The 18,150-nt window shown below is 42.2% G+C and carries 16 protein-coding genes; 5 read left to right on the top strand and 11 right to left on the bottom strand.

Features of this window, described 5'->3' with window-relative positions:
• Positions 1–31: 31 nt before the first annotated feature.
• The 4 genes from NQT65_RS16165 to NQT65_RS16150 all read left to right on the top strand — a co-directional run bounded on the left by NQT65_RS16165 (position 32) and on the right by NQT65_RS16150 (position 4,820).
• Positions 32–1,756 (top strand): SLC13 family permease, encoded by a 1,725-nt coding sequence (locus NQT65_RS16165; protein WP_256851552.1) that lies wholly within the window; start codon positions 32–34, stop codon positions 1,754–1,756.
• A gap of 33 nt (positions 1,757–1,789) precedes the next feature.
• A complete protein-coding gene (cysC, locus tag NQT65_RS16160; protein WP_256851551.1) occupies positions 1,790–2,386 on the top strand; it encodes an adenylyl-sulfate kinase in 597 nt (198 codons plus the stop codon).
• A gap of 5 nt (positions 2,387–2,391) precedes the next feature.
• Positions 2,392–3,162, top strand: a complete 771-nt coding sequence (gene cysQ, locus NQT65_RS16155) for a 3'(2'),5'-bisphosphate nucleotidase CysQ (protein WP_256851550.1) — start codon at positions 2,392–2,394, stop codon at positions 3,160–3,162.
• 386 nt (positions 3,163–3,548) lie between these two features.
• Entirely contained in the window at positions 3,549–4,820 is a 1,272-nt protein-coding gene (locus tag NQT65_RS16150; protein ID WP_256851549.1) for an aromatic amino acid transport family protein, read from the top strand.
• Between the two features lie 83 nt (positions 4,821–4,903).
• Here the strand turns inward: NQT65_RS16150 and speD are convergent, their stop codons facing one another.
• The 10 genes from speD to NQT65_RS16100 form a co-directional block, all read right to left on the bottom strand.
• Complete coding sequence (gene speD / locus NQT65_RS16145; RefSeq protein ID WP_004588193.1) at positions 4,904–5,716, bottom strand: adenosylmethionine decarboxylase; 813 nt, start codon at positions 5,714–5,716, stop codon at positions 4,904–4,906.
• An 88-nt stretch (positions 5,717–5,804) separates the two neighbouring features.
• Positions 5,805–6,218, bottom strand: a complete 414-nt coding sequence (locus NQT65_RS16140; protein ID WP_004588192.1) for an OsmC family protein — start codon at positions 6,216–6,218, stop codon at positions 5,805–5,807.
• A 151-nt stretch (positions 6,219–6,369) separates the two neighbouring features.
• Positions 6,370–6,717 carry a DUF3802 family protein gene (locus NQT65_RS16135; protein ID WP_004588191.1) on the bottom strand — a complete coding sequence of 116 codons (348 nt, stop codon included), beginning with the start codon at positions 6,715–6,717 and terminating at the stop codon, positions 6,370–6,372.
• 140 nt (positions 6,718–6,857) lie between these two features.
• Entirely contained in the window at positions 6,858–8,327 is a 1,470-nt protein-coding gene (gene astD / locus NQT65_RS16130) for a succinylglutamate-semialdehyde dehydrogenase (RefSeq protein WP_256851548.1), read from the bottom strand.
• Between the two features lie 16 nt (positions 8,328–8,343).
• Positions 8,344–9,360 (bottom strand): arginine N-succinyltransferase, encoded by a 1,017-nt coding sequence (gene astA, locus NQT65_RS16125; RefSeq protein ID WP_004588189.1) that lies wholly within the window; start codon positions 9,358–9,360, stop codon positions 8,344–8,346.
• 84 nt (positions 9,361–9,444) lie between these two features.
• Positions 9,445–10,650, bottom strand: coding sequence for an aspartate aminotransferase family protein (locus NQT65_RS16120; protein ID WP_004588188.1), 1,206 nt, complete (start codon positions 10,648–10,650; stop codon positions 9,445–9,447).
• 444 nt (positions 10,651–11,094) lie between these two features.
• Positions 11,095–12,255: an HDOD domain-containing protein gene (locus NQT65_RS16115; protein ID WP_024032033.1), complete on the bottom strand. Its 1,161-nt coding sequence runs from the start codon at positions 12,253–12,255 to the stop codon at positions 11,095–11,097.
• Positions 12,256–12,301: 46 nt separating this feature from the next.
• A complete protein-coding gene (locus NQT65_RS16110; protein WP_004588186.1) occupies positions 12,302–12,883 on the bottom strand; it encodes an anthranilate synthase component II in 582 nt (193 codons plus the stop codon).
• A 128-nt stretch (positions 12,884–13,011) separates the two neighbouring features.
• Entirely contained in the window at positions 13,012–15,285 is a 2,274-nt protein-coding gene (locus NQT65_RS16105; protein ID WP_256851547.1) for a putative bifunctional diguanylate cyclase/phosphodiesterase, read from the bottom strand.
• 332 nt (positions 15,286–15,617) lie between these two features.
• A complete protein-coding gene (locus tag NQT65_RS16100; protein ID WP_054983394.1) occupies positions 15,618–16,607 on the bottom strand; it encodes a zinc-dependent alcohol dehydrogenase family protein in 990 nt (329 codons plus the stop codon).
• Between the two features lie 314 nt (positions 16,608–16,921).
• Between NQT65_RS16100 and NQT65_RS16095 the strand changes: the two genes are divergently transcribed.
• Positions 16,922–17,161: an HP1242/YdcH family protein gene (locus NQT65_RS16095; protein WP_004588182.1), complete on the top strand. Its 240-nt coding sequence runs from the start codon at positions 16,922–16,924 to the stop codon at positions 17,159–17,161.
• Between the two features lie 145 nt (positions 17,162–17,306).
• Here the strand turns inward: NQT65_RS16095 and NQT65_RS16090 are convergent, their stop codons facing one another.
• Positions 17,307–18,134, bottom strand: coding sequence for an SDR family NAD(P)-dependent oxidoreductase (locus NQT65_RS16090; protein ID WP_256851546.1), 828 nt, complete (start codon positions 18,132–18,134; stop codon positions 17,307–17,309).
• Positions 18,135–18,150: the final 16 nt, after the last annotated feature.

The following is an 18,150-nucleotide window of genomic DNA, read 5'->3' as shown; positions in this document are numbered from 1 at the left end:
GTATAAAAATGTCTGTTAGGAATATAAAAGCATGGTAGAGCAGCTCGTTTTAACAGGCATTATGCTTACCTTAGTTGGGTGCCTTTTTGGCACCCGCATTAATCCAGCATGGTTATTTGTAAGTGCTATTGGTACAGGTTATTTAACAGGCCTGATTGACCTTGAAAGCATGCTAGTAAACTACGCAAACCCATCGCTCATTACCCTAGTACTATTAGTGCTGGTTTCAATCGCTATTGAAAAAACCACACTCATACAACAGCTTTCCCAATCGTTATCTAAAGGGAGCTTAGTAAAGTCGGTAACAAAGCTTGGTTTATCAACCGCGTTTTTATCGTCATTTACTAACAATACCGCGGTTGTGGCATCGCTTATCACCGCCATAAAAGACAACCCAAATCATTCACCCTCAAAGCTACTATTACCGCTGTCGTACACCGCTATATTAGGCGGCACCACTACACTTATTGGAACATCAACCAATTTAATAGTGAACGGCTTTGCCGTAGATGCAGGTATGGCGCCACTGGGCTTTTTTGATTTTACCTTAGTGGGCATTGGCGCATTAAGTGTGGGCCTCATTACTATTTTAGTGATGCTCAAATACCTGCCCGACAACGGCAAAAACACACAAGAGGTTATTCCCTTTTACTTAGAGGGAAAAGTGCAGGCAGGCTCTAAGCTTATTGGCCGCACCGTAGAAGAAAACGGCCTACGCGATTTAAAAGATTTATTCCTCGCCGAAATTATTCGTGGCGATGAGCGCATATACGCAGTAACACCTCAGCAAATTATTAGACAAAACGACGTACTACTGTTTGTTGGCGACATTAAATCGGTACCCTTATTAAGACGCTTTGACGGATTAAAAGTGGTGCACGACAACCACGAAAAAGACATAGAACACTTAGTTGAAGTGGTTGTGAGCCAATCATCAAAGTTTATTGGCAAAACCGTAAAAGAGGCGCGTTTTAGAGAGCAGTTTCATGCTGCTGTTATTGCCATTCGCCGAGGGCACGACCGCTTACAAGGCGGCCTTGGGCAAGTGCAATTGCAAGCCGGCGATTCTTTAATACTCGCCCCAGGTAAAAACTTTTACTCTTTACCTAATTTAAACCGCGAATTTGTGTATATATCGGGGTTTGACTTACAAACACACCTAAAACCTAAACAATCTAATATTGTATTGGCAGGCTTTGCCGCCGTGTTAGGGTTAAGCATTGTAGGTATAGTCCCTTTAGTAAAAGGCCTGCTGGTGTTACTCATTGGCTTATTGCTTAGCGGTACAGTCAAACTAAGCGAAGTAAAACGTCGCTTTCCCATTGAGCTACTCGCCGTTGTAGGCAGTGCCATAGGACTTGCTAAATTAATGATAGAAACCGGGCTTGCCGGGCAAATATCAGATGCCCTATTTATGGTACTAGGTGATTTTGGCCCTTATGGCGCGTTTATCGCCATATTTTTAATGACCGTATTATTCACCGAGCTTATTACTAATAATGCAGCAGCAGCGCTTTCATTTCCTGTGGCTTACTCGCTAGCAGTGGGTTTTAATGTAGACCCACTACCCTTTATTATGGCGGTAGCGTTTGGTGCATCTGCCAGTTTTATATCACCGTTTGGGTATCAAACAAACCTTATGGTTTACAGCGCGGGTAACTACCGCTTAAAAGATTACATAACAATGGGCTTGCCCCTTTCTATTATTTATTCAATCACGGTATTAACCTTGATCCCGCTCGTATTTCCTTTTTAATACGGGCGCTTACAGTACAAGAGACACACCACTATGGATGAAAATATTGTTTGGCATAACTACGCAACCACAAAAGCACAACGTAGTGAGCAAAAAAAGCATAAACCGGCCATTTTATGGTTTACCGGTTTTTCTGGCTCTGGCAAAAGCACCGTAGCCAACGCACTAGAAGCTGCGCTTAATCAGCAAGGTGCGCACACTTACCTGCTTGATGGCGACAACGTGCGTCACGGCTTATGTAAAGACCTTGGCTTTAGCGACGAAGACCGCATCGAAAACATACGCCGCGTTGGCGAAACCGCCAAACTAATGACCGATGCCGGCCTATTAGTGCTTACCGCGTTTATCTCGCCATTTAGAGCAGAGCGCGACATGGTGCGCAGCCTATTAGATGACGGCGAGTTTATTGAAGTATTTATAGATACCCCACTTGATGTATGCGAAAGCCGCGACCCTAAAGGCTTATACAAAAAAGCCCGCGCAGGTGAGATTAAACACTTTACCGGTATCGACTCAAGCTACGAAGTACCCAACAACCCAGAAATAATTTTAGATACCAGTAAAAACACCCTAGACCAATCGGTTACACAACTGATAACGTATCTAAAACAAAAGCATATTATAGGTTAACCCCAATGAACCAAACCGAGCTACTAGAAGAAACCCTCATCCTTGCCCGCAAAGCAGGCCAAGCCATAATGGGGATTTACGAAAAGGACTTTAACGTTGAATACAAAGCCGATGAAAGCCCAGTAACCGACGCCGACTTAGCAGCTCATAAAGTCATTGTGACAGGGCTAAAACAGCTCACGCCCGACACACCTATACTTAGCGAAGAAAGCTCTGATATAAGCTGGGACATTCGTCAAACATGGAAAAACTACTGGTTAGTAGACCCAATCGACGGCACTAAAGAGTTTATTAAAAAGAACGGCGAATTTACCGTAAATATAGCCCTAATCGAAAACGGCAAACCTGTGCTTGCTGTCGTTGATGCACCCGCACTTGGCGTATCGTACTTAGCCAGTAACGACATTGGCGCGTTTAAAGACAAAGGCGATGAGCGCATTGAGCTTAAAGTAACCACCAAACCTAATAAAGGGTTAATCCGCGTGGTTGGCAGCCGCTCACACCCATCACCCGATTTAGCCGAGTTTGTAAAACGCTTTGACGACGTTGAAATGGTCTCAAAAGGCAGCTCACTAAAATTATGTTTAGTGGCCGAAGGCAGTGCTGATATTTACCCGCGCTTAGGCCCAACCTGTGAGTGGGATACGGGAGCTGGCCATGCTATTGCTGAAATAGCCGGCGCTAAAGTCACTAAGCTCGATGGCAGCCCGCTTATTTATAACACCAAAGATGAGTATTTGAATCCGTATTTTGTAGTGAGTGCGGTGGAAGAATAAAAGCTAAGAGCTTCGAGCTGTTAGCCACGAGCAGCTCGATGCAAATCTAAACACCGTAGGTTGGGTTGAGTGGAACGAAACCCAACTTATTGCACTTCATATCAATTAAAGATTTTTGAATAAGCAAGTTTAAGAAATAAAGTCGCCTCTTGGCTTTACTGCTCGAATGACGCTATGGCGTGTTGGGTTTCGCTTCGCTCTACCCAACCTACAACTGTGCTGGTTCGGGTATTTGTTTATTTTTACAGCGCTGTTTCGTATTCATGACACTTTTGCTGCAACGGCGTCTAATTAATTAGTCTACAAAACCCCTCAAAACATGAAACTTTTAGCTAAAAACTATATTCTTGCGCGCGATTATTATTAAATAATGGATGAACACACACATGACACCATCACAAGATGCAACGCTTTCAAATGCATCAGCAACAGGTGAACACACACCTACTTCTAAATGGAACCTGCACGATACGCAGTGGACGTTAAGCCTTTTTGGTACCGCCGTTGGCGCGGGCATTTTATTTTTACCTATTAACATTGGTATAGGTGGTTTTTGGCCGCTTATTATTATGGCGTGTTTAGCCTTTCCAATGACCTTTTTAGCACACCGTGGCTTAGCCCGCTTTGTGTTGTCGTCTAAAAATAAAGATTCTGATTTTACTGATGTTGTTGAAGAGCACTTTGGTGTAACGGCGGGTAGGTTAATCTCTTTGTTATACTTTTTATCTATATTCCCCATTTTGCTTATTTACGGCGTAGGCTTAACTAATACCGTTGACAGCTTTATGGTTAACCAAATGGGACTTGAGTCACCTTCTCGCGTGTTACTTTCGGGTGTATTGGTTGCCGGTATGATTAGCCTAATGATGGGCGGCGAGCGCTTAATGCTGCGCGCCTTTGCTATTTTGGTGTATCCGCTTGTAGGTATTTTATTTTGCTTATCGCTCTATTTAATCCCTAGCTGGCAAATGCCTGATATGAGCTTTCCTGAGGCGGGCAGCTTTACTAAAACGCTGTGGTTATCTATTCCTATTATTGTGTTTTCGTTTAGTCATGCGGCGGCTATTTCAAGCTTTGTGAACGTGCAGCGTGGGCATTATGGTAATCAGGCTACTAATAAGGCTGAGGCTATTTTAAAGCGCACTAGCTTACTGCTTATTGTATTTGTACTGCTGTTTGTATTTTCGTGCGTGCTTTCGCTTACTAGCGAGCAAATGGCGGCTGCTAAAGCGGCTAACGTATCGATTTTATCTTACCTTGCTAATATCACCAGTAACTCGTATATCGCGACCCTTGGGCCGGTGGTTGCCTTTATTGCGATTACGTCATCGTTTTTAGGGCACTTTTTAGGTGCACGCGAAAGCTTTACCGGTTTGGTGACTAAGCAAACCAGCTTAAATGCTAAAGTAGCCGACAAAATTGGCGTACTCATTATGTTTTTTGCTATTTGGTTTTGCGCGGTTAAAAACCCAAGCATTTTAGACATGATGGATCAGCTATCAGGCCCTATCATTGCGATGATTTTATTTATTATGCCAATGATTGCCGTATACAAAGTGCCTGCGCTGAGTAAATACCGCAACCGTTTAAGTACCTTGTTTGTACTTGCTGTGGGCTCACTGGCCGTATGTGCACTTATTTACAGCATGCTTAATTAAGCGAGTTGCTATAAATGCCCCACATAAAAAATGGCGCTCACTGAGCGCCATTTTTAATACAACTAAATTACTTTTAAACTAATTTATTCTGCGTCTGGTAGGTTACGACCGTAGAATATTTCCTGCATTTCGCGGGTTAGTTTAGAGCGAATTTCTTCTTCTTCCTCATCCGACAGCTCATCAGTAGATAGGCCGAACAGGTAAGTGTTTAAGTCGGTTTCTTTTAACATCATTTTGGTGTGGAACAGGTTTTCTTGATACACGTTCACGTCCATCATTTGGTACGCTTCTTTGGTATCTTCTGTCATGAAGTTTTGAATCGAGTTAATTGCATGGTCAATGTAGTGTTTAACCCCGTTTACGTCGCGGGTAAAACCACGTACGCGGTAGTCAATGGTTACTACGTCTGACTCAAGGCTATGAATTAAGAAGTTTAACGCTTTAAGTGGCGAAATAATGCCACAGGTAGATACTTCAATATCAGCACGGAATGTACAAATACCATCATCAGGGTGCGCTTCTGGGTAGGTATGTACACAAATGTGGCTTTTATCTAGGTGCGCAACAACAGAATCTGGTAATGGGCCTGGCGCTTCGTCAGCATCGTAATTTTGCTGCTCTTCTACCGGCTCTTCCGAAACCAAAATAGTCACACTTGCGCCTTGTGGTTCATAATCTTGGCGCGCCACATTTAAAATGTTAGCACCAATAATATCAACAACATCACCTAGTATGTCAGTTAGTCTATCTGCACTGTACTGCTCGTCGATATATTCAATATATTCTTTACGTTGTTGCTCGGTCTTTGCGTAGCAAATGTCGTAAATACTAAAGCTTAAACTTTTGGTTAAATTATTAAAGCCATGAAGTTTAAGTTTATCGAAGGGTTTGTTCATGATAAACCAACCTATAAATTAGTGAAATCTGCACCTGCAGAATGAAAAGTTCGCGGATTTTATACGAATTTTCCTCACGGAAAAAGCGTTATTTTACCTGTTCTTGCACAACTTCGTGGCTGTGGGTAATTTCTACTGTTTTATCAAGCATTAAAGCAACAGAACAATACTTTTCAGCAGAGAGCGAAACCGCACGCGCTAGGTGTTTTTCCGAGACATTATTGCCTGTAACAACAAAGTGTAAATTAATTTTAGTAAATACACGAGGCGCTGTTTCGGCGCGCTCTGAGCTTAGTTGTACTTGCACATCAGAAAAATCTTGTTTGGCTTTTTTTAAAATACTTACAACATCTACCGACGAGCAACAACCTACCGACATAAGTACCATTTCCATCGGACTTGGTGCAGCGCTGTCGCTGCCAGCATCAAAAACCACATTGTGATTAGAATTAGAACGGCCAATAAAGGTGTCGCCTTCAACCCATTTTACATTTGCTTGCATGTGTTTATCTCTAAAAAAATTTTGTTGATTGTATAACAATCTGCAACGATACGTGAGCGCTGAGATTAAATTTAGTGGTGTTATTATAACAAGGCGAGAAGTAATAGGAGCGCAGTTATTAGGTCATACTGCGCTGTGTTAACGGGTAACGTTAAGAGGTTTGTGTTACCGCGTTATCAAATAAGTTTTTAATAAGCCCAGCAAACTCATCTATAAATGCGTGTTGTTCAACCGTAACGGGTTGTGAGGTTATGCTGCTTAGCACTTCTTGTAAGTCGTAAACAATACCGTCTACCTCGCGCACTATTTGGCTACGTTGTTCGGTATTAAGATTGGTATGTTGTTCACAAATTAGCATAACGTTATGCGCTATTACGTCTTCTATGAGTTCCATAACGGTAGGGGCACCGGGTTTGATTTCGCCTGGCTTCTCAAATAACGCTAAATTTTGAGTTAGATACATGATCAAGTCATCGTACCCTTGCCTGTCTAAAACCATTGTGATTTTCACCTTTGAATAACTAATTGCATAGATTTAAGCAGAAAGCGCCACTAATTACTAGCTTTGCGCGATACCAATACAAAAAAAGCAGCCTAAGCTGCTTTTCTCATTCTTTATAACTACAAATAGAACAGTAATTAATCTATTTTTAAGCCTGGGCTTAGTGTTGCTGGCATCGTTACTTTTTCAAGTTCTACCGATGCTACAGGGTATGCACAGTAGTCGGCTGCATAATATGCGCTTGCTCTGTGATTTCCTGATGCGCCAATACCACCAAATGGAGCTGCACTTGATGCACCTGTAATTGGGCGGTTCCAGTTAACAATACCGGCACGAATACGACGTAAAAAGTGATTGTAGTCGGCTTCGCTGTCGCTTAATAAACCTGCTGATAAACCAAAGCTGGTATCGTTTGCTTTATCAATTGCGTGGTCAAAGTCATCAAAGCGGAACACTTTTAATAATGGGCCAAAGTGCTCTTCATCTGGGAAGTCGCTAATTGCTGAACACTCAATAATACCCGGTGTTACAAAACCAGTATTGGCTGTGTGCTCAAGCTCTACTAGTACTTCACCGCCAAGCCCAACCAGCTCGTTTTGTGCTTTTACCATGCCAGCTGCAGCCGCAGATGAGATCATAGAGCCCATAAATGGCTGATCTTCATCATCGTAGTTGCCTACTTTAATGGCTTTCGTTGCAGTGATAAGGCGCGCTAAAATGTCATCGCCTTGCTGGCCTTTAGGTAAAAATACTTTACGTGCACACGTACAACGTTGGCCGCTTGAAATAAACGCCGATTGAATAATATCGTGTACTGCGGCTTTAGTATCTGCCACATCTTTAATAATCAGTGGGTTATTGCCACCCATTTCAAGCGCTAAAATTTTACCTGGCTGGCCTGCAAACTGCTCATGTAAAATATGGCCAGTGCGCGAAGAACCTGTAAAGAATAAACCATCTATGCCTTTATGCGCAGCAAGGGCTTTACCTGTTTCTACTTCACCTTGAACAAGGTTAATTACACCGGCAGGTAAACCGGCTTTTTCCCATAGTTTAAGCGTAAGCTCTGCCACCATTGGCGTAAGCTCTGATGGCTTAAATACCACGGTGTTACCGGCTAAAAGCGCTGGCACAATGTGGCCATTAGGTAAGTGCCCTGGGAAGTTATATGGGCCAAATACGGCAACTACACCGTGTGGTTTATGACGGATCATCGCACGCCCTACTGGCATAGCGTTTTCAACGTCGCCAGTGCGCTCTAAAAATGCTTTTTCAGAAATGGCAATTTTACCTACCATTGCGCCCGCTTCTGTACGCGTTTCCCACAGTGGTTTACCGGTTTCTTGGGCAATCGCAACAGCAAGTTCTTCGCTGTGCTCTTTAAGTGTTGCTGCAAAGGTTTTAACTATCTCTAGACGCTCGTTAAAGCTTTTATCTGCCCAGCTGTAAAATGCTTCGCGCGCCGAATTTACCGCGCTATCTACTTGCTCTGCAGTCGCTGAAGATGCCTGCCAAATAACGTCGTTATTTGCAGGGTTTACTGAATTAAATGCGTTGCCTTGGCCTTGTGACCACTGACCATTAATAAATTGTGCAGGATGAGTCATTATACTTTCTCCTTAATTAAACTGGGGTTGCGCTTACGGTGTCGCCCGATTGTAGCTGTAGGGCATCGGCTATTTGTTGCGATAAAATGAGGCTGCTTGCACGCTCATCAAAGCTAAGCGCTGCAACCGTTGCACGGTAATCTTCTAACTTGCCGTTAGCAAGCAGTACCATGGTATCGCCCGATGCTTCGCCTATTTCTACTTTAAAGTCTTTCGCATTACGAATAGTGGCAATGTTATCTACTTTTGCTTCTACTGTTGGGCCCGCATCAAAAATATCGACGTAACCGTTGAAGGTAAATCCTTCATTTTTTAATAGCTCAATAGCTGGGCGTGTGTTGTCGTGTACTTTACCAATCACCGCTTGAGCGTCTTTGCTTAGCAAGTTTACGTAAATTGGGTACTTTGGCATTAGTTCAGCAATAAACACTTTTTGGCCTATACCTGTTAGGTAATCGGCGGTAGGAAAGTCCATTGAGAAAAAGTGCTCTTCTAGCCACTGCCAAAACGGGCTGCTGCCGTTTTCGTCAGACACGCCGCGCATTTCTGCTATTACTGTTTGTGCAAAACGCTGCTCATGTTGTTTTATAAACATAAAGCGCGCTTTTGAAAGAAGTTTACCGTTACAGTTTTTACGATAGCCATCTTTCAAAAATAAGGTACATAGTTCTGTCGCGCCGGTGTAGTCGTTACATAGGGTTAAAATATCAACCGCTTTGTATACATCTAACGTGCGTGATGAGTGAATTACTTTACTTAAGTGGTAATGATAAAACGCATCATCAAGCCCTACTGCAGCTTCAATAGCTGAAGTACCAACTACTTCACCGGTTTCGGTATCTTCAAGAACAAACAGGTAGCCTTCGTCACCAGGTTGTGACGTTTGTTTAGCAAATGAACTTACAGAATGGTCAATTTTCTTTTGCAGTAGCTCTTCGTTTAACGGCAAAGATGTAAAACCATGGCCCGATTCGTGGGCAATTTTTAATAACGCTGCGTAATCATTTTGCTGGATTGGGCGAAGGATCATCATGAGTCCGCTTGCTCCCTTATCAATAACGGTAAATAGAATATGCAGGGCAAGCAGGCTTGCCCTTAATAAGGTGGTTTAACGCGCTTAAGCGTTTACTACGCTTGCTACTGCTTTTTCAAAACGCGCCATACCTTCGCGAATATCCGCTTCGGTGATTACTAACGATGGCGTAAAGCGTACTACATCAGCACCCGCTACAAGCGACATAAGCCCTTGCTCGGTAGCTGCTACTAAAAACTCTTTAGCACGGCCTTTGTATTGCTCGTTAACGGCTGCACCAATTAATAAACCTTGGCCACGAATTTCGCTAAATACGTTGTATTTTTCGTTTACCGCGTTAAGAAGCTCGTTAAATAATGCTGCTTTTTCTTTTACGCCCGCCAGTACTTCAGGGGTATTTACAGTATCAAATGCGGCTTCAGCTACTGCACACGCCAGTGGGTTACCACCGTAAGTAGAACCGTGAGTCCCTACTTTTAAGTGCTGTGCGATCTCAGTAGTAGTTAGCATAGCGCCAATAGGGAAACCGCCGCCAAGTGCTTTAGCTGACGTTAAAATATCAGGCACTACGTTTAAACCTTGGTATGCGTATAGCTCACCAGTACGGCCAACACCTGTTTGTACTTCATCAAAAATAAGCAGTGCATTATGTTTAGTACATAGCTCACGAACGCCTTGTGCAAATTCGTCAGTTGGCGAAATAATACCGCCCTCACCTTGCAGTGGCTCCATCATTACGGCACATGTTTTGTCGCTAATTAGCGCTTCAAATGCAGCTAGGTCATTGTAATCACAATGTACGATGTCGCCTGGCTTAGGACCAAAACCATCTGAGTATGCCGCCTGCCCGCCTACCGTTACGGTAAAGAACGTACGACCGTGAAAGCCTTTGTTAAATGAGATAATTTGTGATTTTTCAGCACCAAATTTATCAAGTGCAAAACGACGAGCTAATTTAAGTGCAGCTTCGTTTGCTTCTGCGCCTGAGTTTGCAAAGTAAACTTTTTCAGCAAAGGTCGCATCGACCATTTTTTTAGCTAAACGCAGCGCAGGCTCGTTAGTCATTACGTTTGATAGGTGCCAAATTTTTTCGCCTTGCTCTTTTAATGCACCTACTAATGCAGGATGGCAATGGCCAAGACAGTTAACAGCAATACCACCGGCAAAGTCGATAAATTCTTTACCTTGTTGATCCCATACGCGAGAGCCTTCGCCTCGAACAGGAATAACGCTTGAAGGCGCGTAGTTAGGAACCATTACGTGATCAAATAATTCGCGATTGACTGTCATTTTTTTTCCTCTTAATTGTGAGCAACACAAAACATCAAAATAGGTGTTTGGTTATAAATGTAACCAAGATATTTACGCACTAAATAGCAAAAGGTTGAGCGTAAAACTGCCTTGTGGTTCAATTTTCAGGCGCTCATTATTTCAGATATTTGTGGTGCTGTCTCGTTAAAAACTTTCATGCAGGCCTTTAAAATAAAGGCCTTGGGATATTATTTCATAGATAGTGAATAACTATCTGCATAGAAAATAAATGCCATTTTTTAATACTTATGCGCCTGCGCAGTGAGTCGCGCCTTACATTAAGTGCTTAAAGCGAGGTGTGCTTGGGGAGATGTTAATGAATGAATAGTCGCAAAAAAATTAACAAAAAATTCAATAGTTAATGAAAATTTGCCGCCACCAACGGCAATTTACCGATATAAGGACCAGCGAGTAAGCCGCTTTTTAGTCAATTTGAATAGCAAGGTTGGTAAAATTGCTTGTTTCGAGGGCTTTTAGCTCATTTTTAGTGAATTGGTGATACGAAAACCACGCCTGCATTTCATCTTGTTCAATAAGTTGGTGCTGTTTTAGATTTAAATACTGCGAATAGCATCGCGCTTTAAGCATGACTTCACTCATAGGGAAAACATCACTACTTTGCTCAATACCATGAACAAGTTGCGCCATAACATGATTAAACGGCAAAAACTTAAAAGCCATTTTTCGAATAACTTTAGCACTTAACTCAAGCGACTTATTACTTAACAACGTGGTTAAAAATAAGGGATCTGGCTTTAGCTCCAACAATGCCGTGTGTAAATCTTTTTGCTGTGCTTCACGTGCTATTTGCACTTTGCGTTGCCATACCTGTTCAAAGGTTTTTAAGTACAAGCGTACTAAGGCAATACGCCCAACATCTATAAGCATGCCCAGTGTAAACGCATGAACAGGGTTTACATCGTTAAGCTCTGCAATTTTTTGCGCCGCAATTGCATTGGCCATGGCGGCATCGCGCAAGCGGCGTTTTAATAATGGAAATGGCTCTGTGCTGTGTGGCATCCAATGGCGCATAGCAAAAGTAGGAATTACCAATTGTAAGTTATCAAGGCCAATATAGCGCAGTGCAAGTGCGGGGCTGTCTACTTTAACTGAGGTACTTTTGCTGCGCTGCTTTCGGTAGTAAGGCAGGTTTACCAATGACACTAATTCGCGGCCAAGCCAACTAGAATCATTTACCAATGGCTCTAAACGCCCAACACTTGCCGACTTAACCGCCAGTATATCTAGCATGGTAGCAACGTTATCTTCTATGCCTATGGTGTTTTGAATAACAGCATCCATATCTTCTAATTGCTTAAATATGGCTGTTTCTATTACTTTATGAAGTTGTTTGCTCGCTTGTGCTCGGTACTTATGATGCGCGGTGCTACTTTGCTGGCGTTTATGCTGTGCGGCAACTTCTACTTCTAATAACGTGCGTTGCTTCATTGGTTCGCCATAATCAATTTCCAGCGTATGAATAAAGCCAATTTGTTGATGTGCAAAACTATGGCCAAGCAGCAAGTCGTGAGCACGCTGGTCAAGCATTGAGGCTATTCGCTTTTGCGACGCAAGTTCAGTCATAAAGTCCATTCAGTATAAGTATTACCATTCGGTGGTTACTGTAAGGTTAGAAGCGAGATAAAAAGTTAGCAAGCAATTCGAGCCCTTGAGTTGTTAAAATAGCCTCGGGATGAAATTGCACGCCTTCAAGAGCAAGCTCTGTGTGAAGTAGCCCCATAATTTCGTCAAACTCACCTTGCTCGGTTTGGCTCCATGCGGTAATGGCTAATTCACTCGGTAAACTGTGTTTTTCGACCACCAGCGAGTGATAACGACACACAGTAAGCGGGTTTTCTAAACCGGTAAATACCCCCTTATTATTATGAACAATAGGTGAGGTTTTACCATGCATGACTTGCTTAGCACGTATAACCTTGCCCCCTAGCGCTTGCGCTATAGTTTGATGCCCTAAGCAAATACCCAAAATAGGGTAAATGCCTTTTAGCTGCTCAACGACATTGAGTGACACACCCGCTTCGTTTGGCGTACAAGGACCCGGAGAAATAACAATATGCTTGGGGTTAAGTTGCTTAATTTGCGCAACAGATATTTCGTCATTACGCTTTACCAGCACCTCTTGGTTTAAGCGCTGAAAATATTGTACTAGGTTATAAGTAAACGAATCGTAGTTGTCGATCATCAACAGCATTACACAACGACCTTATTTAATAATGTAGTGCTCTTTGCTCACATGTGCGGCTTGTAAAATGAGCGATAGAAGCTTTTATAAGGCCATTCTATCACTAATAATTACCCAACATACATTAGCAAAACGCCTTAAAAACTTACGCCTTTAGCTAAAAATTCTTCAAATTCGTTTGCTGGTATTGGCCGGCTTAACAAGTACCCTTGAATTAGGTCGCAGTTATACTCTTTTAGTTTTTCAAGTTGGGCATGCTCTTCTACGCCTTCGGCGATAATATCGAGCCCTAAGTTTTTAGCTAATTGGCAAATACTCAGTACTAAAGCCTGATCCCGTGTGTCTGTGGCCATATTGCGCACAAACGACTGATCTATTTTTAATTTATTAACCGGAAAACGCTGTAAGTAACCCAGCGACGAATAGCCCGTACCAAAGTCATCAATTGATAAGCTAATACCCAGTGCACTCAGCGCCTGCAGTACTGAAATACCAAACTCTTCATCGTCCATAATGGCGGTTTCGGTAATTTCTAGCTCAATTAAATGCGCGGGCACATTAAAGTGCGCCAACCGCTGTTTTATGCTTTGCACAAAGTCTTGCTGTGTAAATTGCCTTGCCGATATATTAATAGCCAAGCGGATATTTAAGTTTTGCTGATGCCATTTTTTAGCTTGGGCAAAGGCACTATCGAGTATCCATTCGCCTAATGGCAATATAAACCCGCTGTGCTCGGCAATAGGAATAAACTGCGCAGGAGAGACAAACTTCCCATCATCAAACCACCTAATTAAACATTCGCAGCTGTTTATGGTTTGCGATTTAAGGTGCATTTTAGGCTGAAAATAAAGCTCAAACTGCTGCTTTTCAATCGCGGTATCAAGGCGGCGAGCAATATGCAGTTGCTGAGCGTGCTTAACTCCGCTTTCGGTATCAAAATAAGCGTAGGGAATATTACGTTTTACCGCCTCTTCTAAGGCAATATTGGCGTGCAGTAGAAGCGTTTTATAGTCATTACTAGTTGGGTAGCGTGTTACACCGCAGTTAAAGCTCATGCGCATTTCACCGTACGGTGTGCTAATAGCTTGGCTTAAACGGCTTTGTACACCTTTGAGTAAGTCATCTAGGGTTGTTGAGCAATCTTGCTCGGTATAAATAACCACAAAGTTTGCATCGGCAATGTGGTAGAAGGTCAGTTTGTTTTTGCTTTTTAATTGCTGAGAAAATTTATTAGCGCTGTGCGATAAGTGCATAGCAAAGGCATTTATACACTCGTTAGCGCCCGATAAACCATATTGCTCAAGCAATAGCTTAAAGTGGCTTACATCAATCAGCATTAAACTAAAAGGCTGCTCAAGCGAAATTAGCTCATTGGTGTATGTTTCTAAACTGGCTTGGTTAGGCAACTTTGAATACGGGTGGTGAAAGGCTAAATACTCTAATGAGCGCTCTGCCTCAAATTGCTCTGTTACATCGCGTATGTGTATATCAAAGGCATCTATTTCTTGCAGCCAATGTATTTGGTAAGTGAGGTAATGGTTATCTAGCTGTGTATAAAAGCGCTCAACATGACTAGCCGACTGCTTAGTGTCTATTAGTTGCTGCTTTATATTAGGGCTTAGTAATGCAATGGGCGTACTGTGCTTATCGCTTACATACGCTTTATGCATAGCAATAGCGGCAGGGTTACAGTAGTTAAGCTCAAGGTTAGCGCTTAAACTCACAATTGGGTTAGGGTTGCGCGTTGGAAATAGCGCTAAACGCTCGTTACGGGCACTAAGCTTTATAAATTTAGATGCGTAACGCCCTGTATAAATGCTTACCAGCACTATGGCAAACGTAAACAAAAACACAATATTGACTGTGGTGTGCAGGTTGCTTTCGGTGTCTTTGTAGCCGCTATCAACCGCATTTGAAATAACCGTTTCTGCATTTGTTAAGTGTCCCATCACTTGGGCTTGCAGTTCAGTGAGTTGCTCTAGTTGTTCTCTGGCTAAATCCCAACTAGTGCTGCTGCTTGATAGGTTTTCGTGTAATTTAAGTGCTAAGTCTAAACCACTTTTAAACTCATCACTTAAGCTGCTTTCTAGCGCTAATGTGCTGTGGTTTTGATCTAGGTTTTTTATTAGCGCAAGTATACGTACATGGTTTTCTAAAAAGTCGATTAAATAAAGTTCACGCTTACTCGTTGCGTAATACTCATATAATAAGCGCTCTTGCTTTACTAGGTAGGTTTCGATTAAACGAATATCGCGCAGCGCCGGAATTTGTTGTTCCATTAAGGTCGATGAGGTGCGCTTAATGGTTTCTGCCTGATAATAAACCATCGCAGACAGTACACAGCCTACCAGCACAATACCGATATAAAACTGCTTAGCTTTACTGGCAAATTTATTAGTGAATATTTTCATATAAACGCTTGCTCTGACCCTAAAATATTAACAACTCATTTTAAAACGTAATTATATACGATTAATAAAAGCACTATTGTTTATATTTGGTTATAAAAAAGGGTGTACAAACGTTAATCAGGCGGGCATAAAAAAGAAAGAGGCCGGCGAGGATGCCGGCCGTAATGATACCAATCCGCAATAATACTTAATCATTTTCAGGGGCTAAACGTGTCGCTATCTACGTTAAAAAACTCTCATTTAGAGCAACTAAATAGCGAATTTTTTGCCTTGCTATCAACACGCTTTTCCATCCTCAAAATAGATCACTTAATTATGCGGATTGGTATAATTTATTGTACAGAAATAACTACTTTACCCATAGCTTGGCCACTTGCTAAGCGGTCATGCGCTTTAGCTGCTTCTTCTAAGCTAAAGTCTTGCTCATCAAGTACTGGGCGCATACCGCCTGCTTCAACAATTTGTGCAAGTTTAGTCAGTTTGTCGCCGTGGTCTTGACGGTTAAAGTCGTGGATCATTGGAATAAGCATAAAGATTACGTTTAACGATAACCCTTTAAAGTGTACAGGGCTTAAATCTACTTCTAATAAAGAAAGCGTTGTAGATACCTGTGCATTTAGCTTTGCTGCAGCAAATGAGTTAGTCAGGTTACCACCACCTACGGTGTCAAATACCATGTCAAAACCAACGTTGCTTGTGTGTTTTTCAACGTACTGCTCTACGGTTTCGTCTTTAAAGTTTATGCCTGTAGCGCCAAAGCTTTCTATTAGTGCTAGTTGCTCTGCGTTACCGCCAGTTGAGTAAACATCAGCGCCAAAATGCTTGGCTAGTTGTACTGCTAAATGGCCTACACCACCTGCGCCGCCGTGTACTAATACTTTTTGGCCTGCACTTACACTTGCACGTGTTAAGCCTTCAAGTGCTGTAATACCTACAAGTGGAATAGCGGCTGCTTCTTTCATGCTTAGGTTTTTAGGTTTGTGAGCGATTAAGCGCTTATCAGCAAGAATAAACTCAGCAAGTGCACCTGGTAAATCGCCTAGGCCACCAGCACAACCATATACTTCATCACCTACTGCAAAGTCTGTTACGCCTTCGCCAACAGCTTCAACGGTGCCTGCAAAGTCCATCCCTAAAATGCCCGGTAGCTTTGGAGCAAAGGGTAAGTCAGCACCCATTTGACGAATCATCATATCAATTGTATTTACGCTTGTTGCGGCAATACGAACTAACACATTACCTGCTGTTACTTGTGGTTTTGCAACCTCAGCTGCTACAAACTCTTCAGTGCCACCAAAATTATTAATTGTCATTGCTTTCATGGGTATTGCCTCTGTTATCTGTCGATAAGTAATTATGTAATGAAGCTTCATTGTAGACACACCCTTTACAAATGATAATAAGGCTAAACATACAATCAGTTTCAAAATAATATTTATAATAGAGTTTAAAAATCACTCTATCACTGTTTAAAAGTAGGCATTAAACAAAATTCTACCCAGTCGCTGCGCTATATCAATTTAAGCTAGCTATGGTTGATTTATTATTGTCTAAGCCCCAGAGTAATATATGAAAAGGTAGTAATTCACTTAAGTAATTCACTTAAGTAACTCATTTATCCTACTAAGGAGCGAATATGTTAGGCGAAGACCACTCACTTACCAATGACTTTCCACAGTACCTAAATACCATTGCAGAGCTAAATAAAAGCGACACAGAATTTGCTAAAAAGGCTGATAAATACGACAAGCTAGATAAAGAAATTCGTGTTTTAGAGCTTAAAGATGCGCCCATTAGCGATGAGCAAATGAATCAACTAAAACATGAGCGTTCAGAATTAAAAGATTGGTTGTACGAGCGTTTACAACAAGAGTAATGTTGCACGCAAAAAAAAGAGTTCACCGTTAGGTGAACTCTTTGACGATCAACAAAGGGTAAAACATTTAAAGCACATATCGGCTTTATAAAAAACAACTAGGCCTTATAAGGCATCAGTAAAATCTTTTCGCGTTAAATTGCTACTAGCTATCAGCATTTAGCTGAGCAAGCAGGCTATCTAACGTATCAACTAACTGCTGATTTTTAGCAGGGTTGAGCGCATCTGGATGTGGCGGTGCAAAGCGCTCTGCATCGTTATCGAAATAAAGGCCAGTGGCATCTTTAAATTCGTCACTTAATGCGGCGCGGCAAAAAATATCAGCGCCTAGTTTTAAGTCGCCACCAGCAAGCCCGTAGGCATCTTTTACCATTTTACTACCTAGTAACGACTTAGGGTTTACCGCAACAACTAACGGCCCGTTACCTTTAAGTGCTAAACCTAAATGACGCGACCACATAGTAATAGCCAATTTGCTTTGCGCGTAGGCTGCGCTATCTGATAGTGGCTTGTTGCCCACTAACGAGTCAAAGTTAACGCTGGTTTGTGCAGCCGATGACACGTTAACCACACGTGATTGCGTGTTCATTACAGACAGTAACGCTTTAGTAAGTAAATAAGGCGCTAACGTATTAACTGCAAACCGTGCATCTAGCCCATCTACAGTAGTGATATTTGCCAATTTATAAACACCGGCGTTATTAATAACTACATCAAGTATTTTATTCGCGTTTTGTAAGTCGGCTAACACTGACTGAGCCAAGGTGTTTACTTGCGCCATATCGCTTAAATCGGCAATGTAGGTGGCTGTGCTTGCTTGCGGGTAATCAGCGTTTAAGCTTGCTTGTACGGTATTTAACTTGTCTTGGTTGCGCCCGTGTAATAATACAGTGTGCCCTTGCGCTAACAACATTTTAGCGGTCTCTAGGCCAATACCGTCGGTGGCACCGGTTAATAAAATTGTTTTTTTCATGTTGAACGTTCCTTTT

It is taken from the genome of Pseudoalteromonas agarivorans, assembly GCF_024518735.1.
In the GTDB taxonomy this organism is placed as follows: domain Bacteria; phylum Pseudomonadota; class Gammaproteobacteria; order Enterobacterales; family Alteromonadaceae; genus Pseudoalteromonas; species Pseudoalteromonas atlantica.
Note: the sequence above shows the minus strand (reverse complement) of the source record. Positions and strands in the feature narration are given on the sequence as shown.